General features: G+C 50.0%; 12 protein-coding genes and 1 tRNA gene. 5 read left to right on the top strand and 8 right to left on the bottom strand.

Going from position 1 to position 14,810, the window contains the following annotated elements; all coding sequences use genetic code 11:
* Together HPY86_02775 and HPY86_02770 are read right to left on the bottom strand one after the other, a co-directional pair.
* Complete coding sequence (locus HPY86_02775) at positions 1 to 741, bottom strand: tetratricopeptide repeat protein (protein ID NPV13838.1); 741 nt, start codon at positions 739 to 741, stop codon at positions 1 to 3.
* On the bottom strand, positions 742 to 2,538 hold the full coding sequence (locus HPY86_02770; protein ID NPV13837.1) for a long-chain fatty acid--CoA ligase: 1,797 nt from the start codon (positions 2,536 to 2,538) through the stop codon (positions 742 to 744).
* Between the two features lie 85 nt (positions 2,539 to 2,623).
* On the opposite strand from HPY86_02770, the gene HPY86_02765 reads away from it, so the two are divergent.
* The 5 genes from HPY86_02765 to sppA all read left to right on the top strand — a co-directional run bounded on the left by HPY86_02765 (position 2,624) and on the right by sppA (position 6,946).
* Positions 2,624 to 3,535 (top strand): hypothetical protein, encoded by a 912-nt coding sequence (locus HPY86_02765; GenBank protein ID NPV13836.1) that lies wholly within the window; start codon positions 2,624 to 2,626, stop codon positions 3,533 to 3,535.
* Positions 3,532 to 4,527 carry a tRNA (adenosine(37)-N6)-threonylcarbamoyltransferase complex transferase subunit TsaD gene (tsaD, locus tag HPY86_02760; GenBank protein ID NPV13835.1) on the top strand — a complete coding sequence of 332 codons (996 nt, stop codon included), beginning with the start codon at positions 3,532 to 3,534 and terminating at the stop codon, positions 4,525 to 4,527. The genes HPY86_02765 and tsaD overlap by 4 nt, the downstream gene beginning before the upstream one ends.
* Positions 4,528 to 4,564: 37 nt before the next feature.
* Positions 4,565 to 5,947, top strand: coding sequence for a cysteine--tRNA ligase (locus HPY86_02755; GenBank protein NPV13834.1), 1,383 nt, complete (start codon positions 4,565 to 4,567; stop codon positions 5,945 to 5,947).
* A 34-nt stretch (positions 5,948 to 5,981) separates the two neighbouring features.
* Positions 5,982 to 6,054, top strand: a tRNA-Ile gene (locus HPY86_02750).
* Between the two features lie 52 nt (positions 6,055 to 6,106).
* Positions 6,107 to 6,946 carry a signal peptide peptidase SppA gene (gene sppA / locus HPY86_02745; GenBank protein NPV13833.1) on the top strand — a complete coding sequence of 280 codons (840 nt, stop codon included), beginning with the start codon at positions 6,107 to 6,109 and terminating at the stop codon, positions 6,944 to 6,946.
* Positions 6,947 to 6,960: 14 nt separating this feature from the next.
* Here sppA and HPY86_02740 read toward each other — a convergent pair whose 3' ends face one another.
* From HPY86_02740 to HPY86_02715, 6 genes are all read right to left on the bottom strand, one after another.
* Positions 6,961 to 7,368, bottom strand: a complete 408-nt coding sequence (locus tag HPY86_02740) for a hypothetical protein (protein ID NPV13832.1) — start codon at positions 7,366 to 7,368, stop codon at positions 6,961 to 6,963.
* 54 nt (positions 7,369 to 7,422) lie between these two features.
* Positions 7,423 to 7,794 (bottom strand): hypothetical protein, encoded by a 372-nt coding sequence (locus HPY86_02735; GenBank protein ID NPV13831.1) that lies wholly within the window; start codon positions 7,792 to 7,794, stop codon positions 7,423 to 7,425.
* A gap of 13 nt (positions 7,795 to 7,807) precedes the next feature.
* Positions 7,808 to 10,834, bottom strand: a complete 3,027-nt coding sequence (gene secA, locus HPY86_02730) for a preprotein translocase subunit SecA (GenBank protein NPV13830.1) — start codon at positions 10,832 to 10,834, stop codon at positions 7,808 to 7,810.
* Between the two features lie 44 nt (positions 10,835 to 10,878).
* The gene (locus HPY86_02725; GenBank protein NPV13829.1) at positions 10,879 to 12,606 is read right to left on the bottom strand and encodes a hypothetical protein; all 1,728 of its coding nucleotides are present in this window, start codon (positions 12,604 to 12,606) and stop codon (positions 10,879 to 10,881) included.
* A 73-nt stretch (positions 12,607 to 12,679) separates the two neighbouring features.
* Positions 12,680 to 13,381, bottom strand: coding sequence for an SIMPL domain-containing protein (locus HPY86_02720; protein ID NPV13828.1), 702 nt, complete (start codon positions 13,379 to 13,381; stop codon positions 12,680 to 12,682).
* 475 nt (positions 13,382 to 13,856) lie between these two features.
* On the bottom strand, positions 13,857 to 14,753 hold the full coding sequence (locus tag HPY86_02715; protein ID NPV13827.1) for a DMT family transporter: 897 nt from the start codon (positions 14,751 to 14,753) through the stop codon (positions 13,857 to 13,859).
* Positions 14,754 to 14,810 lie beyond the last annotated feature (57 nt).

Genomic DNA, 14,810 nt, shown 5'->3' with positions numbered 1-14,810 from the left:
TCAGGACTTGCATTTTTTCTGGGTTAGCTCTTCTAACAGTTTTTCGGCGGCGGGTTTGTCATCTAAAAAGTAGTCTGCCGGATAAGTTGGTTTGGATGTTTTAAGGATGTACTGAAGTTCGCGCTTGGCGTCTTCATAACGGCGTTGTTTGATGTATACCTTTGCAAGATCGAGTCGGATGACGGTGTAGTTGGGGTCGACCCTTAACCCTTGAATCAGGAATTTTTCCGCTTTTTTCAAGTCACCACCGGCAAATGAAGGCAGTTCGTAATAGAGTACACCCAAGGCATCATAGGCAGCGGCGTAACCGGAGTCAAGTTCCAGGGTTTTGTTGAACATCTTTTTGAGGTCGGGAACCATAAAAAGGGAGTTGAGCACGCCCCGCACCTGGCCGATTCTACCTTGAGGAATTGCCCACCACAAATAGCCGTCCGGGTTGTTCGGGTTGATTGCCTGGAGCGTTTCCGCAATCGCCTTTGCCCTTTCAAAGAGGCGGATTTTTTCGGCGGCATTACGGGCATCTTCGCCCATCTGGGTGTGAATTCGGGACCAGAGGTAAAGGGTGCGCTCGTGCTTGGCATCAAGGGTGCGGCAGTGGGCGAGAATTGTGTAGGCGGAGTCAAGATAGGTGCGGTTTAAGTGGCGATTGAAGAGGAAAAATTGCGCTCGGTCGCACAGAGTGTTGATATCATTGGCGGGCAGAGAACTAAAGAAAAAAGAAATGATAAACAGATGAAGCATCTACTCCTCCTGATACATTGATTCAATCAGGTCTTTGTACATTTCATAAGTTGGCTGGCGCCGGACTTTGAGGGTTGGAGTCAAGAGGTTATTTTCTACTGTTAATGGTTCGGGGATGAGGCGGAATTTGCGTACCTGTTCGTACGAGGCGAAATGGGCGGTAGCACGGGCGACTTCGGTGCGGAAAAGTTCGATGATTTTAGGATGGTTAAGCAGTTCCTCAAATTTACCGAAAGGGATTTTCTCCTGACGGGCATAGTCTTCAAGGGTCAAACGAGCCGGGACAATCAATGCGACAAGATATGGTTTTCGGTCGCCGAATACAACCGCCTGTTCAATGTACTTGGAGTTAATGAGCGCCTGTTCAATTGGGACCGGCGGTATGTTTTTACCATAGGAGTTGACAATGAGTTCTTTGATTCTGCCGGTGATGATTAGATTGCCATCGGCGTCAAATCGTCCTTGGTCGCCGGTGTGGAACCAGCCTTCGGCGTCGATTGCTCGAGCGGTTTCCTCGGGTTTTTTAAAATAGCCTTTCATTACATTGACACCGCGGACGAGGATTTCGTCATTTTCTCCGATTTTTACCTGGACACCGGGGAAAGGTTTGCCAACCGTGCCGACTTTCTCTTCGCCGGGCACGGCAGCACAGACGACCGGTGCGGTTTCGGTCAATCCATAGCCTTCAAGGAGGTTGAAGCCGAGATTCCGGAAGGTTCGGGCGAGTTTTCGCTCAAGAGGTGCGCCACCGGACATAATGATGCGAATTCTACCTCCGCCGAGCCGGCGCAATTTTCTGACAACAAGAAGGTCAAGGATTTTTTTCTTAAGCTTCAATCCCAAGGGGATGTTTTTTTTCTGGGAGCGCAGGATGGCACACCGGGTTGATGTTTTCAGGGTGGCAATCATCAGCCGGCGCTGCAGGGGCGGTCCGGTCAAAACCTTTTCCTGAACCGCATTGTAAACTTTTTCGAGAACCCGAGGAACAACAAGTAAGACCGTGGGTTTGATTTGCGCAACATCTTCGCGAATTGTTTGAATCGATTGAGCGTAAGCAATCGTTGCTCCGGCAAGGAGCATTGTGTAATAGCCACAGGTGCGTTCAAACATATGGCAGAGCGGTAAGAAGGATACGAACCGGTCTTTTTCGGTAATGTTAAAGCGCTCAATCGCTGCCCGGGCGTTGGTCAGGATATTGCGATGGGAGAGCATCGCACCCTTGGGTTCACCGGTTGTGCCCGAGGTGTAACAGATTGTCAGCAAGTCATCGGGCTGGGCTTGGTGCGGTTTTACATCATCCGGGTGCTGTTTTAGGAAACGAGCACCCTGTTCGCGAAGTTTGGTCAGAGATACAAACGGTTTACCATTGAAGTTACCCGGCAACTGTTCAAAGAAGGTTATGATGAGCTGGAGATTGGAGAGTTGGGGAAGGCAAGGAACAAGTGGTGCGAGTAGTTCCGGACTCTCGATGAACAGATGACTGACCTCGGCTTCGTTAAGAATGTAACAAACGGCATCAACAGAAAGGGTGTGGTAGATGGGCACGACCACTGCACCCAGTTTGATAGCGGCAAGGTCGGCGATGGGCCATTCAGGCCTATTGTAGGAGTAGATGCCGACCCGCATCCCGGGTTTGACGCCCTGAGCCTGGAGACCGGCAGCAGTTTCGTCAACGAAGCGGTTCAATTCGCCATAGGTAATTGTTCTAAATTTGTTGCCCACTTTGTGCATTAAAGCGGGTTGCGATGGTAAACGCTGGGCAGTTTCAAGAAAAGAGAAATAGAGCGTTTCAGCCATAGAAGATGATGGCATTTATACCGGAAAAGTCAAGTGAGAATAAGGTGTAATTGACAGGTCGGCAGGGAATTTTTATATTGTATCGATGTCGGATGTTTTGCGACTGGTTTTCGGGAATATCCCGTTAAAGGTTCTTGCTTTCGTTTTTGCCCTGTTTCTCTGGGTACTGGCGGTTCTTGACCGGACTTATGAGGTTAAAGTTGATGTTCCGGTCAAGGTGGTGGAAAAGGGCAGGAGCGAGCGGGTGATTAGCGATGTTGACGCAAAAGTTGCTGCGGTGGTTTTGAGTGGTAAGGGGAAGGAGTTACTGCGAGTGAAAAGGTCGGCACTGGAGTTTAAACCGGTTGTGCCCGAGGGTAAATTTGGAACGAGACAGGTGCGGTTGAACCCTTCGGACCTGAAACTACCACCGGGTTTGGTGGTGCGTTCGATAGAGCCGGAAATCATTGAGATAAAGCTGGGACCGGCACGGGCAAAAGATGTAGCGGTTTCTGTTCCCACAAAGAACCATCCTGGAGCAGGTATGATGACATCACAGATTAAGGTTCTATCTGGAGTGAGGTTGGTTGGTCCGATAGAGGAGTTACAGAGTTATACTTCGGTTTGGACCGAGACGCTTGATTTAAGCACCGTGCAGCAGAATGAAATCAGACGTTTGCGGGTTGTACCACCACCCGGGGGATTTTTCTGTATCCCGGAATCGGTAGATGTGGAGTTGGTTTTAGAGAAGGAAGCAGCAAGAATATTTTTAGGTCTGCCGGTGCAAATTGTCGCACCGCCGACGATTGATGTTCAGGTGGTACCGAATGAGGCACAGATTGCGGTTGCTGGACCCGCAAATAGGATTGACTCGCTTAAACCTTCGGATATTACAGTTCAGATAAAGATTTCGGGTTTAGGTCCAGGGTCGTATCGGTTAGGAGCCGATGTGAGTCTGCCCGAGCGGTTCCGTATGGTGAAGATTGAACCGCAGCTTTTTGATGTTACCATCCGATGAGTTTTCTTACTCTGGGAATAGAAACATCCTGCGATGAGACCGCAGCGAGTGTGGTGAGGGATGGAATAGAGGTTTGTTCAAGTGTTGTTTCGTCGCAACTGGTGCATTCGATTTATGGTGGTGTTGTACCAGAACTGGCAGCAAGGGCGCATATCAGGACGATTGTGCCAGTGGTTAGTGAGGCGATGGCAAAAGCCGGGGTTAGTTATGAGGATTTGCATCTTGTCGCGGCAACCTATGCCCCAGGACTTTTGGGTGCTTTACTGGTGGGATTGCCTTTTGCCAAGGCGGTGAGTTTCGGACTTGGAGTTCCGTTTGTTGGGGTGAATCATCTTGAAGGGCACATCTTTGCCCTGCGCCTTGAATATCCTGATCTGGAGCCGCCTTTTCTTGCGGCAATTCTTTCGGGTGGACATACTGAGTTGCTGATTGTTCAGGATTGGTGCGTATATCAAGTTCTTGGTTCAACGGTTGATGATGCTTGCGGTGAAGCGTTTGACAAGGTGGCAAAACTTTTAGGATTGCCCTATCCCGGAGGTGCAGAAATTGAAAAACTGGCAAAGCAAGGTACGCCGAACATTTCGTTTCCCGTTCCAGACCCGGGAGGCTTGGACTTCAGTTTTTCAGGATTAAAGACCGCGGTGCTTTACTATTTACGGGACAATCCTGATGCCAGTCAAGCCGATGTGGCGGCGTCATTCCAGGTTGCAGCGGTTCGTTCCGTAACCAAAAGTGTCGAAGAGGCGGTGTTAAGCAAGGGTTTTGAGGTGGTTGGTGTTTCCGGCGGTGTCGCAGCAAATGGGTATCTGCGGGAGCAACTCGGGCTTTTAAGCCAGCGCCTTGGGTTTAAACTTTTTTTCCCAAGACCGGGATACTGCACCGATAATGCCGCAATGATTGCTGCGGCAGGTTACGAACGATTCAAGCGGTTCGGACCGTCGCCCCTTAACCTCCCTGCCTTTGCCCGACAGTCGCTTGAGGTTTCCCCGTAATTGACCGACACGCTCTTTGAGGATAAAATTGCCCACAATGAAGGTTTATAACACACTTACCAGAAGGAAAGAGGATTTTGTCCCGGTGGAACCGGGTAAGGTTAAGATATACACCTGTGGTCCAACCGTTTACTGGTACGCCCATACCGGCAACTTCCGGGCTTATATTTTTGCCGATACTCTGCGCCGCGTGTTTGAGTATTTAGGTTATAAGGTGTACCAGGTTATGAACATTACCGATGTGGGGCATTTGACGACTGATGATGACTTGGGTGAGGATAAACTGGAGGCTGGTGCCCGAAGAGAGGGTAAGACCCCCGAAGAGATTGCCCGATTTTATGAGGCGGCATTTTTTCAAGATGCGGCAAAGTTGAACATTTTAAGACCCCATATCGTGTGCCGGGCGACCGAACACATCAGCGATATGATTGAGTTGATTAAGCGGATTGAAAAGAACGGTTTTGCTTACAAGACCCAGGTCGGTTTAATATTTGACACCGCAAAGTATCAGGATTACTGGCGATTGGGCAGGTTAAACCTTGAAGAGCAGCGCGCCGGTGCCAGGGTAGAGGTTGACCCGGAGCGGAAAAATCTGTCGGACTTTGCCCTCTGGATAACAAATCAGCCCAAGCATTTGATGCAGTGGGATTCACCTTGGGGTAGAGGTTTTCCGGGCTGGCACATTGAGTGTTCGGCGATGTCGATGAAGTATCTTGGCGAAGAGTTTGATATCCATACCGGGGGCATTGACCACATTCCGATTCACCACACCAATGAACGGGCGCAAAACTTTGCCGCTACCGGTAAGGAGGTCGTTCACTACTGGATGCACAATGCATTTCTTCAAATTGGTGAGGCGCGAATGGGAAAGTCGGAGGGTAATATCGTGACGATAACCGAACTGGAAGAGCAGGGGTTTGAACCATTGGCGTTTCGCTACCTGTGTTTGACTGCACACTATCGGATGCCGCTTAACTTTACAAGGGAGGCGTTGAGCGCGGCGCAGAATGGGTTGCGGGGTTTACGCGAACTGGGGCGAAATGCCCAGTTCTGGCAGGAAGGTAATGAGCAAGACTGGTTAGCGCAGGCAAAAAAGGAGTTTAAGGCGGCAATTGAGGACGATTTGAATATGCCCCAGGCGATGGCGACTGTCTGGAATTTAGTTCGGGAAGGTAATCGCCGTCAGGACCGCAGGGCATGGCAAATCCTATTAGATTTTGACCGGGTTCTTGGGTTGGGTTTGAAAGAAACTGAAGAGGAGAATGTGATACCGGCAGATATCTATCAAATGGCGGTTGAGCGGGAAGCGGCAAGGAAGGCAAAAGATTGGACTCGTGCCGATCGGTTACGGGATGAGATCAGGCGACGGGGCTGGGTTGTTGAAGATACTGTAAACGGGTGGCGATTGAAACGTGCTTGACATAATATATTTTTTGGGTATGATAAACCATTGTGGGCCCTTAGCTCAGGTGGTAGAGCACTGTGCTGATAACGCAGGGGCCAGTGGTTCGAGTCCACTAGGGCCCATTTTAATTTTATGAGTCGGCGGACTTTGATCATTCTGATTGTGGGTGGAGTTGTGGTAACATTGTTCACCACGGTCCTCACGGTTCTTTTTTTTATCGCCGGTTTGAAAGAGGACTCGCTTGTCAGCTCTTCTAATCGGGCGTTAGGTTATGTGACGATTGAAGGTACCCTGACCGATTCTCGTGAAACTGTGCGGCAGTTGCAGATTCTCTCCAAAAATCCTGCGGTAAAAGGGATTCTTATTAGGGTTGAAAGTCCTGGTGGTGGTGTAACCGCGGCACATGAAATTTATCAGGAGATAAAACGGATCCGGGATAGTGGTAAACCGGTAGTGGTTTCGATGGGAACGATTGCCGCATCAGGTGGTTATTATGTTGCGGCACCGGCAACAGTAATCGTTGCGAATCCCGGAACTTTAACGGGTTCGATTGGCGTGATTATGGAGCTGCCAATTGTGCGTGGGTTACTGGATAAGCTCGGGATGAAGGTTGAGGTGATAAAGTCTAAGGAAGCGAAGGATATCGGGTCACCGTTTCGGGAGATGACCGATTTTGACCGTCGGCTTTTACAAGGGGTGGTGAGCGATGTGTATCGACAGTTTCTTGAGGTGGTGAGTGTTGAACGTTCAATCCCGATTGATAGTCTGGAAAAAATTGCCGATGGTCGAATTCTGACCGGGCGACAGGCAAAAGCCTGGGGGCTGGTTGACACACTGGGAACGCTGGAAGATGCAAAACGGATTTTAGCCGACCGGTGTGGAATTAAAGGTGAGCCGAGGTGGATAAAGCCCAGAAAACGCATTCAGGTTTGGCTGGAAAAAATTCTCGATGAAGCGGTAGCACGAGTTCTTGGGGTACCGCAATATCCCCGATTGCTTTTTCGTCTGTTTTAACTCAAGAGTTAATGTCAGGCCCCGGTTAGACCGGTAGCAGGACGCAGCGGTTTCGGATTTGTTGCTTCACGCAAGAGTCGCCGCGATTGGCGGATGAGCCGATGTGCTTTACGCAGCGCCTCTTCAGCCTCGCGCAGATTGGTGCTATTTTTTGTCTTGTGGACCAGTTCCCGCGCCTGATTAAGGTTGTTTTCTACTTCGGATAACAACTGTTTTTTTTCGGGCGGAAGCGGGACTGCTTTTGCCTGAGCTAATCGGGCGGTTAGTTCATTCACGGTGGTTTCGGTCCGGGTCGCCTGACGCTTGAGGTCTTCAAGAGTTACTTTTTTGCTCCGGGTGCTTTTACCGGTGAGGATTAGAAACAGAACACCGATGACCACGACAATCCCGACTACAAGCCAAACTACAACTCGAAGTTTCATGCCGCCTCCTTTAAGAGGGCTGCTCGATAGCGAGCAGCCCTCTATTAAACTTACTTACTCTCCCTTTTCCGCTTTGCGTTTCAGTTTTTGAGCCTCGGTCAGTTTGTCCATTATTTCGTCGCGCTTTTTGCCCAGTTCATCGGGGTTGTTCATCGTCTGAATTTCGTCTATACCAGTACGTACTTCCTGAAGCAATTGGCGTGCCTGGTCAGCACTGGGACCACTCAAGCCTGCCAGTTCACCGTCCAGTTTCTCAACGCGCTTGGTAATGTTTTTGATGAATTTTGGAACATCCTCGACCTCCATCACGCGCTTACCTAATTTTGCTTCCTGCGAGCGGGTTCTTATCATCACGACAGCGAGGACGATGACGACGACGCCGAGAATCGCATATAAAACGATTCGGCCAGTTGGGATTTTTGCCATTTACTCCTCCTTTTTATGGTTTAGCACCTGTTTTACTGCGTGGTTCGGTTTGTACAACCTTACCGCAGCAGTGTTTGTACTTCTTTCCCGACCCACAAGGACAGGGGTCATTTCTTCCTACTTTCGGCGTTTGGCGGCGGACCGGTGCCGTTGCCGGTGCAGCAGCAGGCTCTGGACTGCCTTCAACTGATGTCGCGGCTGTCGGTTTATAGGCTTGCACCGCCGCAGCAGGGCGCTGTTGCACTCGGTCCTTGCTACTCTTCGGGTCAACCCGGAAAAGTAAGCGTAAAGCGCTCTGATAAAATTGTTGCATTGTTTCACTGAAAAGCCGGAAAGACTCCTGTTTGTATTCCACAAGCGGGTCTTTCTGGCCATATGCCTGTAAGCCAATTCCTTCACGCAATATATCCAGTTGATGTAAATGGTCCCGCCACGCTTCGTCAAGGGTCGCGAGGAAAACCCGGCGGCACCATTCAAAAAACAGTTCTTGCCCCAATTCCTCTTTAAGTGCTTCGTAGCGGTTTTGGGCGATGCTGTTGACATGTTCCTTGATCTGCGCCGGAGTAACCCGGCTCCGCTCCGCTTCGGATATCGAAAGGTCGGCGAGAAAAGTTTTCAATAACTCTTCGCGTAACCCAGCCCAATCCCAGTCTTCAGGGTGACGTTCGGTTGCGAACCGATTGAGTAGTTGTTCGGTGAAGCCTAGCACGATATCGGTAAAGACCGGGGTTAAATCTTTTTCTTTTAAGATGGTATCCCGCAGGGTATAAATCACCTCGCGCTGGCGGTTCATTACATCATCGTACTCTAAAAGATGACGCCGGATTTCGGCGTTGCGAATCTCCACCCGTTTCTGGGCGTTGGCGATAACCCGGGTAACAAGTCCGCTCTGGACTGGTTCGTCTTCTTTACCGCCCCAGCGGTCCATAATGCTGGCGAGCCGGTCGCTTCCAAAAAGACGTAAGAGGTCGTCTTCAAACGATATGAAGAAACGGGAGGAGCCAGGGTCGCCTTGCCGGCCCGAGCGACCGCGCAACTGGTCGTCAATGCGCCGGGCTTCGTGTCTTTCGGTACCAATCACATACAACCCACAGGGTACCTCTTCGTAACATCTTCCTGGTTTTTCTTCCCAGTAGGAGCACTTGCCGTCACCCGAAATTAGATAACACCTTTCACCTTTTACCACCCCTTTGCCCAGTTTGATATCAGTGCCTCGGCCCGCCATATTGGTGGCGATGGTGACCGCGCCCGGTTCACCGGCACGGGCGATAATCTGGCTTTCGGCTTCATGGTTTTTGGCGTTGAGAATTGAGTAGCGGATACCAGTGGGCCGCAGCATTCGGTCCAGTTCTTCTGACGCCTGCACCGAGGTGGTGCCGACGAGAATTGGTCGGCCCAGTTTGTGCCATTTGACAATTTCATCGACTACTGCTCGATACTTTGCCTTTTTTGTACGCAGCACCACATCAGGATAGTCAATCCGGCGTACCGGCGCGTTAGTTGGAATCTCTATCGCCTCCAGTTTATATACATTATAAAGTTCAGCGGCAATCGTCATCGCGGTGCCGGACATCCCCGCAATCTTCTCATACATCCGGAAGTAGTTTTGAATGGTGATAGTTCCAAAGGTCTGGGTCTCTTCACGCACCTGAACCTGTTCTTTTGCTTCGAGCGCTTCGTGCAAACCGTCTGAGAACCGGCGTCCCGGCATCAGCCTGCCTGTAAACTCGTCGACAATCACCACATTGCCGTCCGGCGTCACTACATAGTCAACATCCTTTTCAAACAGAGCATAGGCTTTCAAGAGGGCATGAATATTTGCCAAGCGGTCGCTCTGTTCGGCATAACGCCGGTAGGTTTCTTCTTTACGCCGTGCACGTTCTTCTGGAGTCAGGGTTGGGTCAACATCCCACTGGGCAAGTTCGCTGGCGATGTCGGGTAAAACAAACAGATTGGGGTTGTTGGGGGCAAGGGCAGCACGCCCCTTGTCGGTGAGGTCTACTGAGTGGTCGCGTTCATCAATTATAAAGAACAACTCGCGGTCAATTTCGTGCAGCCTTTTATCCCGGCGCAGGATGCCGTCCGCCTGTTCAATCAGGCGCATCACCCCTTCCTGCTGGCGGAGACGCATCAGATTTTTGTTTTTTGGTGCACCCCGCAACGCCTGGAGGAGTTTAACCCCGGCTTCAAAGTTTTTGCCCTGGCGTAAAAGCCTTTCTCCTTCAGCGACAATCCGGTCAACAAGTCTATCCTGTTCCCGAAAAAGTCGGCTGACGAGCGGCACCAGTTCCTGCAACTGCTTTTGTTTGGAAAAACCAACCGGTCCAGAGATGATGAGCGGGGTTCGAGCTTCATCAACGAGGATAATATCAACTTCGTCAATAATGGCGTAATAGTGGTCCCGTTGCACCTTATCTTCATAGTTTAGGACCATATTGTCCCGTAGATAATCAAAACCAAATTCGTTGTTAGTCCCGTAAGTGATGTCACAGGCATACTGGGGTCGGCGCTCTTCCGGTGTCATACCGGATTGAATGTAGCCAACGGTCAAACCAAGCGATTCAAATATCGGTCCCATCCATTCCCGGTCACGGCGGGCAAGGTAATCGTTGACTGTAACGAGGTGACACCCCTTTTTGGTTAGGGCGTTGAGATAAAGGGGCATAGTCGCGACCAGCGTTTTTCCTTCACCGGTCTTCATCTCCGCTACTTTACCTTCGTGTAAAACAATGCCACCGATTAACTGGACATCAAACGGCACCATATCCCAGGTGATTTCCTGATTGGTTACGGTCCATCGTTTGCCAACCAGCCGCCGGCAGGTTTCCTTAACCAGGGCAAACGCTTCGGGCAGGATGTTGTCCAGAGATTCGCCGTCCTTAATACGGGCGATAAACTCTTCAGTTTTGCGGGGTAGGTCGGCATCAGTGAGTTTGTGATATGATTCGTAAATATCATTAATCTCGGCGACGATTTTCCGCAGTCGCCTTACCTCCCTCTCACTCTTAGTTGGAATCAACTTCCTGAGCGCTTGAAGCATTATATTAATAATTTTAGCAATTTATTTACGGTTTGTAAAGTTTGTCAACATAAACGGCGGAGTGCCCGTTCCATCTCGGCGCGAACTTCGGCAAATCCTTCGCGGCTGATGGCACTTTTCAGTGCAGGAGCTGCCTGCGGGTCGCCAATCGCGGCAAGGGCATTGGCAGCAGCTTTGCGGACTTCACGGCTTGAATCGGAGAGGGCAATGCAGAGTTCCTTTACCGCCTCCGGAGCGCCGATTTTACCCAGCGTTTTAACCACAGCGAGCCGGATTTCTTCGCGCTGGTCACGCAAACGGGGAATAAGGCAGTTCAGGGCTGGTTTTCCAGCGTTAATTAGACTCTGCCATTCCTGACGGGCACAGAGAAACTGCAATCGGGTTTCGGGTTCGGTGGGAACTGCGCCTTGAGCGGCAAGTGCATCAGCGGCGGCTTTGCGCACCGCAGCATCTTCATCGGTCAGTGCCCTGACCAGTGCCGGCGTTGTTTCTGCCTGAGGAGGAAAGTTCAGCCCAAGGGCACGGGCAGCATACTCTCTGCCATTGGGGTTAGTTTCGGTTAAAAGGAACTGGGCAAGTTTGGTGCCGGCATCAGGATAGGTTTTGGGGTTAAGCGCCGTTGCTGCTGCCTCTCGAACCTCAAGGTCGCCGTCCCTGAGGGCAAATATCAACCGTTCCTGGGCCCGAATCCGGTATTCGGGCGCGGTTTTTTCTGGTAGATGGCCAAGGGTGGCAGCGGCACGAACCCGGGTTTCAACATCAAGGTCATCAAGTGCGGTCAAAAGCAATTCTATTGCCGAATCTGGTGATTGGGGCAAAATCGATTCACCAATTGCTTTGAGTGCTGCAACTTTGAGTTCATCCGGTTCATCACCGCTGCGGAACAGTTCGGCAAATCGTTCCTGTGCTGCTTGAGGGGCAATCTCTGCCAACCGGATGAGCGCCAGTGCCTGAAGGTTGGTTAAACCTTCTTCAGCCAGCCTGGGTTCAATATCTTCTCTTAGTACTCGGGCATCGCTCATCGTTCGGATTAACTTCTCGAGCGTCTTAGTGGCTGCCTTACGTTCAGTTTCGTCATCGCTCAACTTTATCCGGGCGAGATGAAAATTCAGCGCCTGCTCAAGATTCTTCGGTTCCCAATGCCGGCGCGAAAGTGTTTTCAGAGCGATCAAGCGCTCTTGAGGAGAAGGGGCGCAAAGCCGATTAACAATTTCCTGCTGTGCCGCGGGCGATTCTACCTGCGCCAGTGCCTCCAGGCAGTGGTCATAAAGTTCATACAGTTTCAAGAGTTTTGTCAGGTAGGTGCGGTATTCCTGGTCAACTTCCTGTAAGCGACAGTGTAGCTCGTTTTGCAAAATTTCTCTTTCACTGGATTTACGACGGCTCAACTCCTTCTCATACGGGGCAACAATCCGTTTCTGCACCGCCACTCTGATGTCGCGCACAACCCGGGCAACAGTTCCTAAACCGGTTTCAGCCTTTTCCCATTGAAAATCAGGGTCAGAGGGCAGGGTTTTAAGTTGGGCAGGAGGCGCAGGAATCCGTAACAGGATGTCAAAGATGAAGTTGATATCGTCCGGGGTACCGGCTTGAGCCCGACTGGTAACAATACTCTTTGCCTCATCCATCTGTTGTTCCAGCTGGGTTGTGAAGTCGTGAAGTTTATCCTCCAGTCCGGGCTGGTTCAAATCCACCGTTTCAAAGGTGTGCCACAATGACAAGAGGCTGAGGAGTTTTGCACCCGGCTCCTTTTTGCCAAAAAGCCATCTCATTAAGTAAGATTAACAGGAAAAGATAAAGCGGTCAAGCGTCTAGAATGGTCGGCGTTAAAAAAGTCGTTTGTTGTTATCTGATGGCAAAGGTGACAGTTACGGTGACCCGAATGTCCTTATTTTTGGTTGCGGTGCTGTAAATACCATAGTCGGAAACTTCGGTTGAGTACGGTTCGGTAATCTGGAACACACCCTGACGGGCAGAGGTGATTTTGCCGATTCGGGCACCAGCGCTACGCGCAATTTCCTGTGCCCGGCTGATGGCGTCTTTTGTTGCCGCAGCGAGCAGTTCTTTCTTTAACTCGTCAATTTTCGTGTAGTTGTATTCAAGTACCGAGTTTTCCAGAAGGATACCCTTTTCGTAAATAAAGTCCGGGTCGCTTGCCAGACTTTCCACCCGGCTAACATTTTTGGTGATAATAAAAAGTGATTGGCGGATTGCATAACCAGTCTGTCTGCCATCTTCCCAGATTGGACTGACCGATGGTGGTTGAACAGTGACCTCTTTGCTTTCAAGCCCTTTTTTGCCCAGCGCTTCAATGAGGCTGTTCACCTGCTCTTTAAGTTTACGATAACCACTGGTTACATCGTTGAGTGATGTGTTACTGGTAACGGTGAGGGTCCATTTGACAATGTCCGACTCAAAACCCTTACTGGCGTAGCCGATTACCCTGATTGTCTTTTCGGCTTTTCTACCTGCATAAAAGAAGATGCCAAGAATCAAGGCACAAACCACTAGACCAGTGCTGATAATAAGAATCTCCTTGGTCTTCATAAATCCTCCAAAATTTGGTTGATATAACAATATATTAAGATTTTTCTGTTGTCAAATTTTAGAGGGTTTCGCAAATTTGTATTCGAATCACTATCCTGCCACCTGCTAACACAATACCATTTGTGAAAACGGATTTGGGTACAAAGTATAAGGTTTACTGGGAAGGGTTGAATGGCGCAGAAGTTGGAAAGTCGGAGCATCACTTTTTGTACCCACTCAGCAGTCCAGGGGTAATTCCCGGGATAGTCTTCGACACCCTGTTTTAAGTCGTTTCTTTTACCAGTTTCATTATCTCTAATGGACTGATTTAAGATGGGGTTGTATACGTTATCTCATTGATAATCAATGAGGTTATGCCCGATAACAGTTCAAAAGCCCGTTTCGGAGAAGTGGTTTCTGTAATTTTAGAGAAGGTGTTTACCGGGTTTGTGTCTGGTGTATCTGTCAGGGTTATTTCCCGGCTAACTGGGTATGTTTATGCGAACACAACAAGAAGTGCGCCTGCGAAGGCGATGACGATGGCGCCGATTTTTCTTAAGGTGATTGGTTCTTTTAGCAGAAGCGCAGCGAGGATAAAGATAAAGATGTTGCTGAGCTGATTTAAGGGTGCGGCAATTGATACCCGGGTGAATTTCATGCCACCCAGCCACACCGTTAGGGCAAGGTAGATGCCCAGGACAGTAGCAAGAATCGGATAGCCAATGCCTTTGCGGATAAACAGGGAAGAAAGCAGTACCCGGCGTTGGGGAAGGAGGAGGGTAATGATGAAAAGGCTGATGAGTGCAGCAAAAAGGCGAATTAGTGTTACCCAGAGTATGGAGTTTTGGGCAAGAAGCGGTTTGATGATGATAACGCCGATTGCGGTGGCAAGGGTTGAAAGAACACCGAGAAGGACGCCGGTTAACAGGCGGCCACGGGTGAGGTTTTGGGGTAGTTCAATGCGGGTGGCGGTTAAAAGTGCAGCAAGTATCAAAAAGATACCGATGAACTGGAATGGGGATAGGGTTTCCTTGAGAAGCAAAATGGATAAAATTACGAGTGCCGGGCTATACATATAACTGACGATTGCTGAGAGGCTGGCGCCGATTCGGTTCAGGCTGGCGAAGAATAGGGTGTCACCAATTGCCATTCCGAGAATACCGCTGGCAATAAAACAGACATAATCGTGAAGCGATAATCGGGGAAGTAATGGTTCACGGAAAAGAACGATGGTGGGGATAAGAAGAATGGTGGCAAGGAGGTTTTTGAATATGTTGAGGGTCAGGGGGTGTCGGGTTTCGCCACTTTTTTTGAACAAAATGACAGCGAATGCCCAGAAAAGGGCGCTGAGCAGCGCCAGTATTTCGCCTAAGTAAGGGAGTCTCAAAGGCACATTTGCCTCATTGGGGATTGTATTTTTCTGCTATCGGATGTCAAATAGGAGGTGGCA

The organism is candidate division WOR-3 bacterium, from assembly GCA_013177935.1.
Classification (GTDB): domain Bacteria; phylum Hydrothermota; class Tepidihabitantia; order Tepidihabitantales; family Tepidihabitantaceae; genus Tepidihabitans.
Note: the sequence above shows the minus strand (reverse complement) of the source record. Positions and strands in the feature narration are given on the sequence as shown.

Coding starts and splice junctions, on each gene's coding strand:
- HPY86_02775 (NPV13838.1), bottom strand. CDS start 741: ATGCTTCATCTGTTTATCATTTCTTTTTTCTTTAGTTCTCTGCCCGCC.
- HPY86_02770 (NPV13837.1), bottom strand. CDS start 2,538: ATGGCTGAAACGCTCTATTTCTCTTTTCTTGAAACTGCCCAGCGTTTA.
- HPY86_02765 (NPV13836.1), top strand. CDS start 2,624: ATGTCGGATGTTTTGCGACTGGTTTTCGGGAATATCCCGTTAAAGGTT.
- tsaD (NPV13835.1), top strand. CDS start 3,532: ATGAGTTTTCTTACTCTGGGAATAGAAACATCCTGCGATGAGACCGCA.
- HPY86_02755 (NPV13834.1), top strand. CDS start 4,565: ATGAAGGTTTATAACACACTTACCAGAAGGAAAGAGGATTTTGTCCCG.
- HPY86_02740 (NPV13832.1), bottom strand. CDS start 7,368: ATGAAACTTCGAGTTGTAGTTTGGCTTGTAGTCGGGATTGTCGTGGTC.
- HPY86_02735 (NPV13831.1), bottom strand. CDS start 7,794: ATGGCAAAAATCCCAACTGGCCGAATCGTTTTATATGCGATTCTCGGC.
- secA (NPV13830.1), bottom strand. CDS start 10,834: ATGCTTCAAGCGCTCAGGAAGTTGATTCCAACTAAGAGTGAGAGGGAG.
- HPY86_02725 (NPV13829.1), bottom strand. CDS start 12,606: ATGAGATGGCTTTTTGGCAAAAAGGAGCCGGGTGCAAAACTCCTCAGC.
- HPY86_02720 (NPV13828.1), bottom strand. CDS start 13,381: ATGAAGACCAAGGAGATTCTTATTATCAGCACTGGTCTAGTGGTTTGT.